This is a genomic window from Taklimakanibacter deserti, from assembly GCA_003574785.1.
Window position 1 is genome coordinate 15,134 of record QORU01000002.1, and the last position, 14,276, is coordinate 29,409.

19 protein-coding genes and 1 tRNA gene are annotated in these 14,276 nt (G+C 60.3%); 7 read left to right on the forward strand and 13 right to left on the reverse strand.

Annotated elements, in window-relative coordinates:
• Positions 1–9: 9 nt before the first annotated feature.
• From DS839_RS03215 to DS839_RS36275, 3 genes are all read right to left on the reverse strand, one after another.
• Complete coding sequence (locus tag DS839_RS03215; RefSeq protein ID WP_119268857.1) at positions 10–1,614, reverse strand: alpha/beta hydrolase; 1,605 nt, start codon at positions 1,612–1,614, stop codon at positions 10–12.
• Positions 1,615–2,041: 427 nt separating this feature from the next.
• Positions 2,042–2,233: a nuclear transport factor 2 family protein gene (locus DS839_RS36270; protein ID WP_162918267.1), complete on the reverse strand. Its 192-nt coding sequence runs from the start codon at positions 2,231–2,233 to the stop codon at positions 2,042–2,044.
• The gene (locus DS839_RS36275; RefSeq protein ID WP_162918268.1) at positions 2,230–2,505 is read right to left on the reverse strand and encodes a YybH family protein; all 276 of its coding nucleotides are present in this window, start codon (positions 2,503–2,505) and stop codon (positions 2,230–2,232) included. Before DS839_RS36275 ends, DS839_RS36270 begins: the two co-directional genes overlap by 4 nt.
• Before the next feature lie 234 nt (positions 2,506–2,739).
• Here DS839_RS36275 and DS839_RS03225 point away from each other — a divergent pair, with 234 nt between their 5' ends.
• Positions 2,740–4,026: a PQQ-dependent sugar dehydrogenase gene (locus DS839_RS03225; protein WP_438816494.1), complete on the forward strand. Its 1,287-nt coding sequence runs from the start codon at positions 2,740–2,742 to the stop codon at positions 4,024–4,026.
• A gap of 153 nt (positions 4,027–4,179) precedes the next feature.
• The gene (locus DS839_RS03230; RefSeq protein WP_119268859.1) at positions 4,180–4,650 is read left to right on the forward strand and encodes an ion channel; all 471 of its coding nucleotides are present in this window, start codon (positions 4,180–4,182) and stop codon (positions 4,648–4,650) included.
• Positions 4,651–4,689: 39 nt separating this feature from the next.
• On the opposite strand, the gene DS839_RS03235 is transcribed toward DS839_RS03230, so the two are convergent.
• From DS839_RS03235 to DS839_RS03245, 3 genes are all read right to left on the reverse strand, one after another.
• Entirely contained in the window at positions 4,690–5,166 is a 477-nt protein-coding gene (locus tag DS839_RS03235) for an MgtC/SapB family protein (protein WP_119268860.1), read from the reverse strand.
• Between the two features lie 69 nt (positions 5,167–5,235).
• Positions 5,236–5,622 carry a PRC-barrel domain-containing protein gene (locus tag DS839_RS03240; RefSeq protein ID WP_368911112.1) on the reverse strand — a complete coding sequence of 129 codons (387 nt, stop codon included), beginning with the start codon at positions 5,620–5,622 and terminating at the stop codon, positions 5,236–5,238.
• Positions 5,623–5,931: 309 nt separating this feature from the next.
• Complete coding sequence (locus DS839_RS03245) at positions 5,932–6,120, reverse strand: hypothetical protein (protein WP_119268862.1); 189 nt, start codon at positions 6,118–6,120, stop codon at positions 5,932–5,934.
• A 331-nt stretch (positions 6,121–6,451) separates the two neighbouring features.
• Between DS839_RS03245 and DS839_RS03250 the strand changes: the two genes are divergently transcribed.
• Positions 6,452–6,661: a DUF2171 domain-containing protein gene (locus tag DS839_RS03250; RefSeq protein WP_119268863.1), complete on the forward strand. Its 210-nt coding sequence runs from the start codon at positions 6,452–6,454 to the stop codon at positions 6,659–6,661.
• 19 nt (positions 6,662–6,680) lie between these two features.
• Positions 6,681–6,860, forward strand: coding sequence for a hypothetical protein (locus DS839_RS03255; protein WP_119268864.1), 180 nt, complete (start codon positions 6,681–6,683; stop codon positions 6,858–6,860).
• Between the two features lie 139 nt (positions 6,861–6,999).
• Here DS839_RS03255 and DS839_RS03260 read toward each other — a convergent pair.
• Positions 7,000–7,093, reverse strand: a tRNA-Ser gene (locus DS839_RS03260).
• Between the two features lie 196 nt (positions 7,094–7,289).
• On the opposite strand from DS839_RS03260, the gene DS839_RS03265 reads away from it, so the two are divergent.
• Entirely contained in the window at positions 7,290–7,565 is a 276-nt protein-coding gene (locus tag DS839_RS03265) for a hypothetical protein (protein ID WP_119268865.1), read from the forward strand.
• A gap of 13 nt (positions 7,566–7,578) precedes the next feature.
• On the opposite strand, the gene DS839_RS03270 is transcribed toward DS839_RS03265, so the two are convergent.
• From DS839_RS03270 to DS839_RS03290, 5 genes are all read right to left on the reverse strand, one after another.
• Positions 7,579–7,830 (reverse strand): SEL1-like repeat protein, encoded by a 252-nt coding sequence (locus DS839_RS03270; protein WP_368911114.1) that lies wholly within the window; start codon positions 7,828–7,830, stop codon positions 7,579–7,581.
• 210 nt (positions 7,831–8,040) lie between these two features.
• Entirely contained in the window at positions 8,041–9,051 is a 1,011-nt protein-coding gene (locus DS839_RS03275; RefSeq protein WP_162918269.1) for an endonuclease/exonuclease/phosphatase family protein, read from the reverse strand.
• 17 nt (positions 9,052–9,068) lie between these two features.
• Positions 9,069–9,824 (reverse strand): glutathione S-transferase family protein, encoded by a 756-nt coding sequence (locus tag DS839_RS03280; RefSeq protein ID WP_162918270.1) that lies wholly within the window; start codon positions 9,822–9,824, stop codon positions 9,069–9,071.
• Between the two features lie 142 nt (positions 9,825–9,966).
• Positions 9,967–11,445, reverse strand: a complete 1,479-nt coding sequence (gene gatB, locus DS839_RS03285) for an Asp-tRNA(Asn)/Glu-tRNA(Gln) amidotransferase subunit GatB (RefSeq protein ID WP_119269362.1) — start codon at positions 11,443–11,445, stop codon at positions 9,967–9,969.
• Positions 11,446–11,666: 221 nt separating this feature from the next.
• Positions 11,667–12,173 carry a YciE/YciF ferroxidase family protein gene (locus tag DS839_RS03290; RefSeq protein ID WP_119268869.1) on the reverse strand — a complete coding sequence of 169 codons (507 nt, stop codon included), beginning with the start codon at positions 12,171–12,173 and terminating at the stop codon, positions 11,667–11,669.
• A 125-nt stretch (positions 12,174–12,298) separates the two neighbouring features.
• Between DS839_RS03290 and DS839_RS03295 the strand changes: the two genes are divergently transcribed.
• Together DS839_RS03295 and DS839_RS03300 are read left to right on the forward strand one after the other, a co-directional pair.
• On the forward strand, positions 12,299–12,850 hold the full coding sequence (locus DS839_RS03295; RefSeq protein WP_119269363.1) for a chloramphenicol phosphotransferase CPT family protein: 552 nt from the start codon (positions 12,299–12,301) through the stop codon (positions 12,848–12,850).
• A 63-nt stretch (positions 12,851–12,913) separates the two neighbouring features.
• Positions 12,914–14,032, forward strand: a complete 1,119-nt coding sequence (locus DS839_RS03300; protein WP_162918271.1) for a serine hydrolase — start codon at positions 12,914–12,916, stop codon at positions 14,030–14,032.
• Here the strand turns inward: DS839_RS03300 and DS839_RS03305 are convergent.
• On the reverse strand, positions 14,019–14,255 hold the full coding sequence (locus DS839_RS03305; protein ID WP_119268871.1) for a hypothetical protein: 237 nt from the start codon (positions 14,253–14,255) through the stop codon (positions 14,019–14,021). The two genes, DS839_RS03300 and DS839_RS03305, sit on opposite strands and share 14 nt — an antisense overlap.
• Between the last annotated feature and the right edge of the window lie 21 nt (positions 14,256–14,276).

Here is a 14,276-nt window from a genome sequence, read left to right on the forward strand (position 1 = left end):
GCCCTTTATCTAGTGACGGCGATCGAAGCGTGATGACGGCGGCCACTTCTTCGGCAATCCCGCCGCGGAGCGTCTTGTCCTTAGACCGGCCCATTGCACGTCTGGCTTCACAAATTGCGGAGCTTCCAAGTGCTGGAGGCAAGCCGTTGCTATCTTGCGCCCGGGGTTTGCCAGGAAGTCGGCAACAACTTCCGAGCCGCAGGGATCGGAATCTATGACGTCATGCCCAACCCCGCGAAAGACGACAACCTGACTCGATGGCAGAGTCTTTGCCGCTCGGTAGGCCCAGTCGCTTGGCGTCGCCGCATCGTACTCTCCAGACAGCAGCAGCGCTGGAATTCGGCTTTGCTGCCGTTGCCGTTTGGACCTTGCCAATGCTTCCGGCAGCCAAAGCGGACAAATCCAGGAATAATCCACGCTTTCAGACCAACGGGTCCAGTATTCGGCTCGCTTGCCCGACAATCTGGACGGTGCAGACTCGGAGCACGTTACCGAAAAGTCCATTCCCTCAAAGATGCCCGTTTGATCGCCCTCATCGTCAAAGATCAACCGGGCAAGTGGACCGTAGTCGTGCTTGTAGATGCTTTGTATCAGAGGCGGCAGCATCTCGATGTCGTTTCGGTCGTAAAAAGAATCGAACAGTATGTCGAGAAAGTCGACCCCGGACACATAGCGGTAGCGCTCAGGCGCGTTCGCCTCGGGCGAGCTGCGCAAAAGGATTGGCTGTCGGTCCAATTGCCGGACGATTGTTTCCACCGCCTTTCCAAGATCGCGCATACAGTGCCGATTCAGCCGGCAGTCACGATCGAGAAGCTTCAGCGACCGGGCCAGGTTCGGACCGTCTTCCTTAAGATAATTGATGTCCGGTGGAAGCACCGAATCCAGGATAGCGGCCGAGATTCCTTCCGGGTGCTTGGCCATCACCTCCAGTGCCACCTTGGTTCCGTACGACGTGCCATACAGCACCCAGCGTCCTATGCCGAGCTCCTTGCGCAGGTCGTCGATGTCCGCGGCGCTTTCAGAGGTGCTGTACGCAGAAAGGTCGATGCCTCTTGAGGTCAACGCGCTCCGGCAGGCGAGAACCTTGTCTTTTCGGACTTTGTCCAAGCGCGTGGCATCCGCATCCACGCTCGGCAAGATGCGCTTCCAATCATCGGTCTTGAAAAATCCGGAGCAGTCGAGTGCCGGCTTCGACATGCCGACGCCGCGCTGGTCGACGACAACGACTCTGCGCCCGATCATCCATGTTTGCTGACTGATGAACTGCCACCATCCGTCTATATCCTCGCGTGTGCTGATGCTCGCTGATTGGCCCGGACCGCCGCTCAGGAACACAACCGGTTCATAGCGTTCCCGATCCGGCTGAAAGACAACGGTGGCAAGGGCAATCTCGGCGCCTGAGCCCTTCCCGCGGTTTTCGGGCACATGGAGCGAACCACATGTCATTTCCCGATCCCGCGGGATATCGAACCAGCACTTCGTTTTTCGGAAATCCGCCGCCGCAATGTTCGCGGAGTATCCACAGAAAACCAGAAACGCCACGCCGGCCATTATCGTCAAAAGTCCGTACCGGCGATCGAATGCGAACCGGCAACGGAAGAGTCCTGTCATCATGACTGCAACCCCCAACTACAGGCGCATCTACGCGCGAACCAGGCTGCTCGAACTTCCCACCCGGCAAATATTATAGCACCAAAGCAGTCAATGACGTCAGGTCAGATTCAGTTGCCTCTAAATTGACGCTAGGTTAAAATTGTGGCTAGCTGGTTTTGGCGCGCCAAAAACCCGATCCCCAAGGTCGAAAAGGCGCCCATGAGAGCCCCGGGACCAGTGTTCCGGGGCTTTCGTTTCTTTCGGGACCGTGGTGAGACCGGCCGCCTAGGTCGATGCCGGCGGCAACCAGGCATGCGGTGTCGGATTTGGCGGTTCGGGACTTGGCAGTGGATCGTGTGGAGGTGCCGGCCGTGGCAATGGACCAGGCGGTGTCGGCCCCGGTGGCGCAGGGGTATCTGGTTCGGGAGTGGGAACGGTAGCCATGTTCTCAAGCACGGCCACGCAAGGGCGTGGCCCGTTCCGGCCTTAAGTCGAGCAGCGCCTTTTCGCTCCCATCCATCGCAAACGGCACGGAATTGTGCATGTGGCTAATGCGCCACTGGCCGCCCTCGCGCCGGAAACAGGCCGTCGCACGAAACCAAAGATCCGTTTCCTGGCCATCTTTCTTGGTTCCGGTCATGTGCTGCAGCCCGTGGCGTAGGCTACGTCGCCACCAACGGCGATCTTGAGGTCGAGCGAATCGGAGTTGATCGGCCCTTTCCATGTCTGGAACCATTCATCCAACAGCGCCGGATTGTGGGTAGCGTCCGGTCCCTGCTCCAGCGGCGGAGCGAGGTCGAATGTAACCGCGTCCTCGGCCAGCAGAGCTATAGCGCCTGCTGCATCCCTGTCATGGAGGGCGCCCGTGAATTTGCCCAACAGAGAACGGATTTGGCTTTCGTCATTGGCCATCACCGAGAACTCCAATATCCAGAATTGAGGCGATCCAGCCGAAGGCAGGGTTTCGGTGGGTAGTTGAAATTTCAACGTGAGTGACGCGTTCGAGTTCCCCTCGCCCCCTTGCCGAGCGATCCGCGAAGATAGTTTCTGCAACCAAAAAGGCCCAACCAGCGTTTGGGATCACTTACTCATGAGGTTCTGGTGAAAAGGCTCCTCGGCGCCCTTCTCGTGCTTGCCGTTATCCGCATTGCCACCGGAGGTGCGTTGTTCCTCTTCTCTCGCGAACAGGCGACAGTTCCGATTGAACAAGGCTATGGGCCCGATCCCATCCTGCCGGAACCCAATCCGACTCTGATCCCGACAGTCAATATTGCTACAGCTGCTCAGTGGCCTGAGGGGAGCATGCCGATCGCCGCTTCAGGCTTTGCCGTCAATGAGTTCGCCGGCGGGCTCGATCATCCGCGCTGGCTGCATGTGCTGCCCAATGGCGACGTCCTGGTCGCGGAAAGCGATGCCCCTCCCAAGCCCGATCAAGGCTTCAGCCTTCGGGGCTGGGTCATGGACCTGTTCGAGCGCCAAGCCGGAGCAAAAGTCCCCAGCGCCAATAGAATATCGCCATTGCGTGACCAGGACGGCGATGGCGTTGCCGAAATAACGCAACCGTTCCTCACCGGACTCAATTCGCCCTTCGGCATGACACTGCTCGACGGCAAGCTTTATGTTGCGAATGCCGATGCCATCGTCGCCTTTCCCTACCAAGAGGGTGCGACGGAGATAACCGCGGCGGCGGAAAAAATCGTCGATCTCCCCGCCGGACGCAATCATCACTGGACCAAGGATGTCATCGCCAGCCGTGACGGCGCCAAGCTTTATGCGACCGTCGGCTCCAATTCAAATGTCGGCGAGAACGGAATGGATGAGGAAGTCAATCGCGCCGCCGTGCACGAGATCGATCTGGCGACCCGCCAAATGCGTCTCTTCGCCTCGGGCCTGCGCAATCCCAACGGCCTTTCCTGGAATCCCGTAACCGGCGAACTCTGGGTCGTCGTCAATGAGCGTGATGAGCTCGGCAGCGACCTCGTTCCCGACTATATGACCTCGGTGCGAGACGGAGGTTTCTATGGCTGGCCCTATAGCTATTTCGGTCAGCATGTCGATGAGCGCGTCGAGCCCCAGAAGCCCGAACTGGTCGCCAAAGCCATCAAGCCTGACTACGCCCTTGGGCCGCACACCGCCTCGCTTGGTCTCGCATTCAACCAAGGCGATCTGTTTGGGGCTGCCTTCAAGAATGGCGCCTTTGTCGGCCAGCACGGATCCTGGAACCGCAAGCCGCGCAGCGGCTACAAGGTGATTTTCCTTCCGTTCACAGCAGGCAAGCCTTCCGGACCACCGCAGGATGTCCTGGCGGGATTTCTCAGTCCCGATGACAAGGCCTATGGCAGGCCGGTCGGGGTGGTCGTCGACCGCAAGGGTGCCCTCCTCGTCGCCGACGATGTCGGCAACAAAATCTGGCGCGTGGTGCCAGCCAGATAGAAGCGCAACGGCACTTTTTTCACGCTGATTTATTCGATGCTGAACCCCGGCATCATGGTTTCCGGAGTGAACGCTTGGCGTGCGAAGTGATTCGGCGGTAGCGTCCTGTGCAGATCAAGTTGACGGTTTGGGCCGTCATAAAGTGGATAGACAATGGACGATCAAATTTCGCCTGACCCGATTCTTGAAGTTCTCGTCGGCGTCCTGATCCTGATCATCATTATTTTCGTGCACGGGATAGGCATGCGGCTGGTCAATCGCCGCTTCAGCGCGGCTTGGGCTCAAGTGACTCCCACGACGCCACATTGGCGCACTGACTCGCTACTTGCCATCGCGATCGGTTCGCTGGCGGTTGTTCATTTGATCGAGACGTTTCTGTGGGCAGTGCCGCTCAATCTGATGGACATCATACCCAGCATTCGCAACTGCTATTACTATGTCCTTGAAAGCTATACGACCCTTGGAGAGGGCAATGTCGTTTTGCCGGACCGCTGGCGGCTGATCGGTCCGATCATCGCTATGTCGGGGCTTTTCACCTTTGGCTGGACCGCCAGCGTGCTGGTGAACATTATGACGGAGTTCGGAAGGCTCGACCGCGCCCGGGCGAGGAAAAGCACTGAATAACCCTGATCGCGACTGCAATCTCGATCGACCGAGCGAGGTTCATTTATCAGACCCTGCTTTACGTTTGCGCTTCGACACCGAGGGCGCCGGCGCTTCCGGCTGGCTCTCTTCCTTGATGAGCGGCAGGAGTTTCAGCGTCAAGAACGTGACGACGGCAATGGTGGTTGCCACTTCATAGGCGCCAAGCCCGACGGCGGTGCCGATGGCCCCCGTGGCCCACAGGCTCGCCGCCGTCGCAGTGCCATAGACCGAGGCGCCATGCTTCAGGATCGCGCCGCCGCCAATGAAGCCCATGCCGGTGATCAGGCCTTCGACGACATAGGCGACGGCCTGCGGCGATTGCTGGAGATGGGCTTCCGCGGCTTGGATGAATCCGCAGCTTGCCAGGGCGACGAGCGGAAAAGTCCGCAAACCCGCGCTCCGCGCCTCGCGCTCACGGTCCCAACCAATGGGAAACGCCAAGGCATAGGCCGCCGACAGGGCGACGACATGCTGGCCGATCTGAGTGAAGTCCATGCGGCGTCAGCTCGCGACAAACCAGACGATGGGCCCAGGGATGACGCCGGCGAAGGCGCGAAGAAACCGCTACGGGCGGTCCCAGTAATAGGGAGCGCTCCAATAATCGTGAAGCTCACGCTCGCGGGCCCGATCCGTCCAATCGTACTCTCTGTCACGATAGAAGGTTGGCGCGCCTTTCAGCTGCTCCTCTGTGATGTCCGTTCTATAGCCGCCAAGCGATGTGTCGTATTCGAGCTTGTTCCAAGGAATCGTGTGCTCCTGTTCGCCTATCCCTAAGAAGCCACCGAAAGACATTACCGCATATGAGACGCGGCCACTGATCTTGTCGATCATCAGCCGCTTGATATCGCCTATGTTGTTTCCGGCTGGATCATAGACATCGGTGCCTTCAACCCGATCGCTTTCAATCAAGGGTTTTCCAGTCATCTCTCCAGCCACGCTTGCCTGTACCACAGTATCCTCCTGACATCATCGAATTGTAGCGGGAGAACTCGTGACGGGTTTCGTTGTTCCTTTTTGATTATTGTCGAAAGCTATGCTGATCCCAAATTCCGTATACTGACGGTGACAGTGGTTTTGGGATCCTTCTCGCTCAAGCGTCCGTACAAAGAAAAACCCGCCCTAGGTGATAAGCATCACGGGCGGGTCAGATGGGTGACGCCCTGCCGAGGGGCTTTGGGAAGGGGCGGCAAGGCGACAGCTATCAACGCGCTGCCTGCCCAAAGGTTCCGGCCTGACGCGCGCCTTGCGACCGCTATCGGCCTAGCCGGCGCGATACATCTTGGCCAGCTCTTCCATCTGAAGAGCCAAGCCCTCATAAGTCTCCGCCATGAAGGCCAGGCTTACGACCGAGGACGCGAACGCGTTCTTGGCCTGCCGGCGACAGTCGTCCGCCTGCTCTCGATATTGCTTGGCGCGACGCTCATATTCACTGGATTTTACAGTTGCCATTGCGCCTACAATAAAAAGTTTGCGACCGCTTCGGACCTAAACCCACTGTCGGAAACCGTACACAGAGCGAAAGACCAATCGCCTCGCATATCGGAGCCAACAGCTTCTTCCTAAAGAAAAGGAGGCTCGAAAGCCCCCATCCCCAGTTTCCCCATATTTTTTCGAGGAGGATCGGAAGTAACTTGCGATGAATGTGTAAGGAGTCGGCTCACAATTCCAGCTCAATCTCAGATGTCGGCGGAGATTTTGGGGAACTGTGACGATCGCGCCACACCAGAAGGAACCAAGGCCGTCGCGCAGAATTGTCGCCCTGCCAGCACAGGGTAAGAACATGCTGAATAAATTCGCCTTGGTACCTGCCGGCCTGATCAAGCCCGATATGGAGATCATCACCGCCGACGGAAAGCGCGCGGGCTATGTGGCCGACGTGGCATCGGGCGAAATCATTTCGCACACGCCCACTCGGCGGATTCCCCTGAGCTGGATCAGACGCATCGAAGACGACGTCTACATTTCCCGCCGTCTTCACCAACTCGATTGAAGCATTCGGGGATTCGCTGATGAACAGATCGGCCAAGCCCCTGAGACGTGAAATTCTCCTGGCGGGCCTGGCCCTCGTCACGTTCCTGCTGGCCTGGCTCGAGCTGACACCCTATCCCTTCGCAAGCTTGTTCGGCCTTGGCATGGGACTTCTGATCGGCGCCGTCGTCTCCTATACGATGAGGATGAGCCGGAGATGAAATGGCCGATCTGTCGGAATTGTCTGATCCGGTCGACGTAACTCAGAGAGGCTCGTCGATCGAACTAGGACTCAGACCAGGACGACGACCGGACTAAAATCGAAAAACCTAGCAACACCAATCCGATAACTTCAATTTATGGCGGAGACGGAGGGATTCGAACCCTCGATACGCCTTTAAGGGCGTATAACGGTTTAGCAAACCGCCGCCTTCAGCCTCTCGGCCACGTCTCCGGCGCGGGTCACCTCATGCCCGGATTTGCTCCGGCTGTGAAGGAAAATCTTGTAAGGAATGGAATCACATTTAGCGCATGGCACCTCAGGCCAATTGCCTCGCCGCGGGAACCGTGCGACAGTCGCCGGCGTTGAGTGAATCTTGGCGGGCCTACCTCATCGTCGGCCCCGCGAAACAAGTCCGCAGGAGAGTAAAATGCGCCGGATCATCTTGAGTGTCGCCTTCCTCGGTGCGCTGGCCTTCCCTGCTCTCGCAGCCGAGAATTTCATCCCCGGCGGCCACACCTATTCGCCCGACAACGATCCCCTGCCCGAGCTCAATAGCGAGCAGGACAACATCAATCTCAACGCCGATCTCATCCAGTCCGAGATCAACCGGCAGCAGCGCGAGCGCAAGCTGCTCGACAGCCAGTTCCAGCGCTTCATCAGCGAGCAGGAACTGAAGGGCGGCGACTATTCGCCCGAATATTGAGACCGATCGATAATCAGTGGATGCTGATCCAGGCGCGTGCCTGGCGTTGTGCTTCGGCAATCTGGTTCGCCGTCATCTCGCGCGAGATCTCGCAACGATAGTGCCGCGCCTCGGCGCTGCCCCGCAAGGCCGCGATGTTGAACCATTTATGCGCCGCAACGTAATCCTGCTCGACCTCGTGGCCGAGGCAATACATCATGCCGAGATGGAAAAGCATCTCCGCCGACGTGCCCTCAGGCCGCGACGGCATCTCAGAGCGAGCCATGCTCCTGTCCTTCTCTGTTCGACTTCCCGCCGGTCTTTTCTGTGTGACCGTGCGGAGATGAGAATGACTCGCCAACCGCCAAGGCCGGGTTAACCGAGAGGCTTAACGGCGGCTGAAGGGCTGCCGCTCGATTTTCGGAAATATCGAGTCATTCCAGGCGATTAGACGCGAGGGCCAAGGGCCCGCATTTACAGCGCGCTAACCAGGAGATCAGCGCGCGACCGGAACGGCGATGCGGACGACGAGCGGGAAATGATCCGAGCCGGCATTGCCGCCAATGCGCACCTTCTCCACGCTCTTCACTTCCTCGCTGGCGAAGATGTGATCGATGGCGAGCTGCGGCAGCTGCAAGCGGGCGGGCCATGTCGGCAGGAAGCCGTCCAGCCGGCGCAACAGCGAACGCTGCTCGAAGACACTCAGCATGCGCGATGTCGGCGTGGCGTTGAAATCGCCCGCCACGATGCGCGGGCCCGACAGCTTGCGCACCAGGTCGCCGAGCTCGCCCAATTGCGTCAGCTGCGCCCTGAGATAGGGAAAGCGGATGGTGTGGGTGCCGATGACGGTGAGATCGCCCAATTCCTTGCCGAAAGTGACGCGGATCATCGGCGGCCCCACCCAGCTGGCATGGCTCTCCGAATCGGCGATCGGATATTTGGAGAACACCGCCATATAGCAGTGCTCGAGGTGGACGCAGTCCTCCTGATAGCCGTAGCGGCCGCGCAGGCGGTCCTTCAGGGCGCGCTTCTCCGGCCCGAATTCGAACATCAGCAGGATATCGGGATCGCTGCGCTCGATCTCCTCCGCCAGGGCGTCGACATTGCCGTTCCCCATCCAGCTGTTGAACGACATGAGGCGGATGAGGCGGTGCCCGGCCGGCGCCTGAATCTGGGCTTCGGGTGAAGCAGCCTCCAGATGCGGCAGGCTGCCGATGACCAGGACGCCAATGATAAGGACGATGATGGCGGTGAGCACGCGGGCGAAGGGCATGATGAAGCCCAGGCCGAAGGCTGCGGCGATCAGCCAGAAATGCAGGGAGAACTGCGCGAAGACATCGAAGGCGATCCACAGATTGCCGAGCCAGCCGGCGAGCGCGCCCGCAAGGCCGAAGACAAGTCCGAGGAAACAGGCGAAACGTCCGGCACGGCGCGGCTTCTTCTGCGAGACAGAGTCATCCGTCTCCAATTCCGGCCCGGTCGGGCCGGTTTCAGTCTCGACTGTCAAATCTGGCCTCGGAATCCCTAGAGCAGCCTGCTTTCGAGCGGCAGGAGCTGCTCGGGTGTAGCAAAACCCGGCAGTGCTTCAAAGCGCTTCTTCCATTCGGCGATCCTCGGATAGGCCGAGAGATCGAGCCCGGCCTCGGCGGCGAAGCGGATGACGCCATAAGTGTCGATATCGGCAATCGTGGGCCTCCGGCCGGTGAGCCACTCCGACTTGCCGAGCTCGTGGTCGAGCACGGCGAGCGCGGCGCGGGCCTCGCTGTCATACATGACCTTCACCTCATCGCCGAACTGGCGAAGTCCCCGGGCACGCTGGCGCAGCCTGAAGACCTGGGTGGCAAGCTTGTCCCACAGCCAGAACATCCATTCGCGCACGCGCTGCTGCTCGAACTCCGTCTTGCCGTCGAACCTGCCGAGCTTGCCGGCGAGATATTCGAGGATCGCCGCCGACTGGCTGAGGAAAATCTGGCCGTCGCGCAGGCAGGGCACCTGGCCGTAGCGGTTCTTCACCAAATAGTCCGGCTGCTTCTGGGCGCCCTCGCGCAAATTGACGTGGATGTAGGAGAAAGGATGGCGGCACAGAGAGAGCATCAGCGCCACGGTGTAAGTAGGCCCTGACAGCGCAAAGCCATGGAGCGTGAACCGCTCCTTGTTGCCCGAGACCGACGCGGCCGGCTTCATACGATGCGACGCCTTCACCGGCCGGCGCGCCGACGGCTTGGATACAGGCTTCCTTATGGCCGTTTTCTTAACGACCTTCTTCGCTGCCTTGGCCATGCATAAACCTCCGATGGCGCGGCCTCCCGAAAGGCGCGCGCCCCCCATCATCATTCCGGGTACGGAGTATAGCGCCAATCCATCAGAATCGAAACTGCGGCGTAAGTTGTTGGTAAATCTAAGAAAATTCTTAACGGTTAGGCTAAATGCCGAGTTTTTGGCGCAGAATTTCGTTAACGGACTGGGGATTCGCCTTGCCGCCCGTGGTTTTCATGACCTGGCCGACGAACCAGCCGAGCATGGTGGGCTTGGCCTTGACCTGGGTCACCTTGTCGGGATTGGCGGCGATGATCTCGTCCACCGCCTTCTCGATGGCACCCGTGTCGGTGACCTGCTTCAGGCCGCGCTTCTCGACGATCTCGGCCGGATCGCCGCCCTCCGTCCAGACGATCTCGAAGATGTCCTTGGCGATCTTGCCGGAGATCGTGCGGCTTCCGATGAGGTCGATGATGGCGCCAAGCTGACCGGCCGAAACCGGTGTCTCGTCAATGGCTTTGCCTTCCTTGTTCAACCGGCCGAAGAGCTCGTTGATGACCCAGTTCGCCGCCGCCTTGCCGTCGCGTCCCTTGGCCACCGTCTCGAAATAGTCGGCGGAGGCGCGCTCGGCGATGAGCACGTCGGCGTCATAGGCCGAAAGCCCGAAATCCTTGATGAAGCGGGCGCGCTTCTCGTCCGGGAGCTCCGGCAGGGCCTTCTCGATGCGGCCGATCCAGTCCGCCTCGAGCTCGAGCGGCAGCAGATCGGGGTCGGGGAAATAGCGATAGTCATGCGCCTCTTCCTTCGAGCGCATCGAGCGGGTCTCGCCCTTCCTGGCATCGAAGAGGCGCGTCTCCTGCTCGATCTTGCCGCCGTCCTCCAGGATGCCGATCTGGCGACGGGCCTCATAGACGATGGCCTGGCCCATGAAGCGGATGGAATTGACGTTCTTGATCTCGCAGCGCGTGCCGAAGGCTTCGCCCGGGCGGCGCACCGAGACATTGATGTCGGCGCGCAGGCTCCCTTCCTCCATATTGCCGTCGCAGGTGCCGAGATAGCGCATAATCTGCCGGAGCTTCGTGACATAGGCCTTGGCCTCGTCGGCCGAGCGCATGTCGGGCTTGGAGACGATTTCCATCAGCGCCACGCCCGAGCGGTTGAGGTCGACGAAGCTCATATTTGGATGCTGGTCATGCAGGCTCTTGCCGGCATCCTGCTCGAGATGGAGGCGCTCGATGCCGACGTCGATGGCGCGGCCGTCCTCGACATCGATCCTGACGACGCCCTCACCCACCACCGGCTGCTTGTACTGCGAGATCTGATAACCCTGCGGCAGGTCGGGATAGAAGTAGTTCTTGCGGTCGAAGACCGAGCGGTGATTGATCTTCGCTTTAAGGCCGAGGCCCGTCTTCACCGCCTGCTCGACGCAGAATTCATTGATCACCGGCAGCATGCCGGGCATCGCCGCATCGACGAGCGAGACATGGTCGTTGGGCTCGCCGCCATATTCGGCCGAAGCGCCGGAAAACAGCTTGGATTTGGAGGTGACCTGGGCGTGCACCTCCATGCCGATGATGATCTCCCAGTCGCCCGTGGCGCCCTTGAGCCAGTCCTTCTTCTCGGCCACCCGCAATTCTGAATTCATCGGCATATTTCTCCATTCCGGGGTGCTAGGTACTGGGTTAACGGGCCTAATTCAAGGGAGGCCTGCCGGAAGGGCAAAGGTGCGACAGCCCTCCTTCGCTAAAGCTTCGGAGGGCCATCCTGCTTCGCGTAGGAAAATCTGCAGTCCTGCGAAGCGCCGTTGGGCGCGAAGCAGGATGGGTCCTCAGCCGCGACGCCAATCTCCCGACTGAGAAGAACTGACTAGGCCGCAGACCTCAGATTGATCCGGCTTTCGGCGAGATTGGTCAGCACCTGGTCGGTCGCCCTTTCCTCGGCCAGCGTCTCCTCGAGGATCTCGGCGCAGTCGTTGCGGCCGAGCTCGCGCGCCCAGGCGATCAGCGTGCCATAGCGGGTCATCTCATAATGCTCGACGGCCTGGGCGGCGGCGATGAGGGCCGCATCCATCACCTTGTCGTCGTCGATGTCGCCCGAAACCTCGTCCGCCTCCTCGATGATGCCCTCGATGGCCGGGCAACCGATGGTCTTGGCTTCGGCGCCATACATTTCGAAGACCTTCTCCAGCCGCTCGATATGAAGGCCGGTCTGGTCGCGATGGCGATCGAAACTGTCCTTGAGGCTCACATCGCTGGCCCGGTCCGCCATGTTCGGCAGCACCTTCTCGATCTTCTTCTCGGCGTAATAGATGTCGCGCAGGGTGTGGACGAAAAGGTCGTCCAATGTCTTGATATCCTTCGAAAAGAAACCCATGGGGGAACTCCGTTGCTGGCAATCGGGATCGACTCCCTTGCCTTCCCATCCAGTCAATGATCGGCCCTGGGCGCGGTTCCCGGCGATCTGTTCTCCATTGAGCTGAATCCGGTTATGCCTTGGAGATGACGTCACGTATCATCATCCTCAATGGTGTCGGCAGCGCCGGCAAGAGCACGATCGCGCACGCTTTGCAGGACGTGACGGCCGAGCCCTATCTCCATGTCGCCATGGATGCCTTCCTCGACATGCTGCCTTCGTCCTATGAGAACCATCCCGACGGCTTCACTTTCGAAACCATTGCCCAGAACGGCGAGCCCATGGTTGCCATCAAGTCGGGCAAGGTCGTGCAGCGCGCGCTCCGCGGCATGCGGCGGGCCATTGCCGCCCTCGCGGCCGAAGGCAACAACCTCATCGTCGATGACGTCATGCTCGGCGCCGAGATGGAGGAGTACAAGTCTCTGCTCGCCGGCTTCCATGTCTCTTTTGTCGGTGTCTTCGCGCCCCTCGCTATCCTCGAAGAACGGGAACGTCAGCGCCAAGACCGCCTGATCGGGCTCGCCCGCTGGCAATATGACCGCGTCCATGCGGGTAAGACCTATGATCTCGAAATCGACACCAGCACTGCCACGCCCGAGGCCTGCGCGCTGCGGATCAAGGAGGCCTTTGGACTTTAGGCCCGCAAAAAATCCGCCACAAAGGCCGGGAATATACCTCGCACCCTCTCTTTCGAGATTCCCTTGCGCCCTACCCTTCTTCGCTGGCTGGTTCGTTCGCTTCTCGCGCTTGGCGTGCTCGTCCTCGGCGCCGTGCTCTACGCGCCTTACCTCCCGGCCCTTCTGGCGGAAGGCTTTCCGCGGCCGGAATGGCCGGCGAGAGGCTTCTTCGCCACGATACCGGGCGCCTCCGGCGACAGTCTCGGCGAGACCCTCCAGACCACGCTCAATCCCCCTCTGGCGAAGCTCTTCTCGGAAAGCGGCGGCAAGGCGCTCCTCGTCTATCAGGGCGGCCGGCTCAAGCTCGAATATTATGCGCCCGGTTTCTCGCGCGACACGCGGTTCAACTCCTATTCGCTGGTCAAGAGCCTGGTCGGCCTGATGGCGCTCAGGGCCATCGCGCAAGGCGAGATGCCGGGCCTCGATGCGCCCATCAATGGGCTGGGCGTGACGCCGCGCGAGCTTCTCGACATGAAAAGCGGCATCGTCTTCGAGACGGACGAAATGAAGACGGCCTCGGGCGTGCCCGAGAAGGATCTCGAAGGCACCATATCCAACCCCTTCGGCCCGATGGCGCGGCTTCATATGCGGGGCCTTGCCGGGCTCGCGCCGAAGCTCGTCAGCGACCCCGGCAAGCGTGGCATCTTCAGCTATCAGAACGTCAACACCGCTTTGCTCGGTTCCCTGCTCGGCGCTCTCGACAAGCGCCTCTCGGCGGATATCTGGCTGCCGGCCGGGGCGCAGGGTGCCGAATGGCGCCGCTATGGCGCAGACCTCGACATATCGGCCTATTGCTGCCTCTATGCGCGGGCCCGCGATTGGGTCCTCGCCGCGCGCTATATCATGGGCAACGGCGCCTTGGGCCATGAATTGCTGCCCGACGCCTTCCGCCAGGCCTTCATCGGGCAGGACCTGAGCGATGACGAGGTGCGCCAGGGGCTCTATCGCCTGCATGCCTGGCACGACATCCTCGACCGCGCCGGCGAGCCGCTCAACGGCCGCTTCACCTATTTCATGGGCAATGGCGGGCAAGCGGTTTATCTCATGCCGGAAAAGGACCTCATCGTGGTCCGCTTCGGCGAGAGGCCGCAATTGCTGCATTCGACGCTCTATGAGGCATGGAAGCAGATCAAGGGGATTTGATCTCGCGCGCCAGCGTGCGGGCAAACCAGAGAGCGGCGATGACGAGCGTGGCGAGCACGGCAAGGAGGGCATAGTCCTGTTGGGTGAATCCGGCCGCGGCGGCCGATAACCCCTTCTGCCAGACCACCAGGGCGAAGATCGCCGCCAGCGCGCCCGCAGCGAAGCGCACGCCCCACAGCATGGCGATGAGAATGAACCTCCCCAATGGCGACATGTCACCCATGTCTTTTCCCTCAAGCGCAAG

What these genes read in the sequence shown, in the direction of transcription:
- DS839_RS03270 (WP_368911114.1), bottom strand. Translation starts at nt 7,830, where the DNA reads ATGGCTCGCTCTGAGATGCCGTCGCGGCCTGAGGGCACGTCGGCGGAG.
- gatB (WP_119269362.1), bottom strand. Translation starts at nt 11,445, where the DNA reads ATGAATTCAGAATTGCGGGTGGCCGAGAAGAAGGACTGGCTCAAGGGC.
- DS839_RS03280 (WP_162918270.1), bottom strand. Translation starts at nt 9,824, where the DNA reads ATGGCCAAGGCAGCGAAGAAGGTCGTTAAGAAAACGGCCATAAGGAAG.
- DS839_RS03230 (WP_119268859.1), top strand. Translation starts at nt 4,180, where the DNA reads ATGGACGATCAAATTTCGCCTGACCCGATTCTTGAAGTTCTCGTCGGC.
- DS839_RS03290 (WP_119268869.1), bottom strand. Translation starts at nt 12,173, where the DNA reads ATGGGTTTCTTTTCGAAGGATATCAAGACATTGGACGACCTTTTCGTC.
- DS839_RS03250 (WP_119268863.1), top strand. Translation starts at nt 6,452, where the DNA reads ATGCTGAATAAATTCGCCTTGGTACCTGCCGGCCTGATCAAGCCCGAT.
- DS839_RS03295 (WP_119269363.1), top strand. Translation starts at nt 12,299, where the DNA reads ATGACGTCACGTATCATCATCCTCAATGGTGTCGGCAGCGCCGGCAAG.
- DS839_RS03265 (WP_119268865.1), top strand. Translation starts at nt 7,290, where the DNA reads ATGCGCCGGATCATCTTGAGTGTCGCCTTCCTCGGTGCGCTGGCCTTC.
- DS839_RS03305 (WP_119268871.1), bottom strand. Translation starts at nt 14,255, where the DNA reads ATGGGTGACATGTCGCCATTGGGGAGGTTCATTCTCATCGCCATGCTG.
- DS839_RS36270 (WP_162918267.1), bottom strand. Translation starts at nt 2,233, where the DNA reads ATGACCGGAACCAAGAAAGATGGCCAGGAAACGGATCTTTGGTTTCGT.
- DS839_RS03215 (WP_119268857.1), bottom strand. Translation starts at nt 1,614, where the DNA reads ATGATGACAGGACTCTTCCGTTGCCGGTTCGCATTCGATCGCCGGTAC.
- DS839_RS03245 (WP_119268862.1), bottom strand. Translation starts at nt 6,120, where the DNA reads ATGGCAACTGTAAAATCCAGTGAATATGAGCGTCGCGCCAAGCAATAT.
- DS839_RS36275 (WP_162918268.1), bottom strand. Translation starts at nt 2,505, where the DNA reads ATGGCCAATGACGAAAGCCAAATCCGTTCTCTGTTGGGCAAATTCACG.
- DS839_RS03255 (WP_119268864.1), top strand. Translation starts at nt 6,681, where the DNA reads ATGAACAGATCGGCCAAGCCCCTGAGACGTGAAATTCTCCTGGCGGGC.
- DS839_RS03235 (WP_119268860.1), bottom strand. Translation starts at nt 5,166, where the DNA reads ATGGACTTCACTCAGATCGGCCAGCATGTCGTCGCCCTGTCGGCGGCC.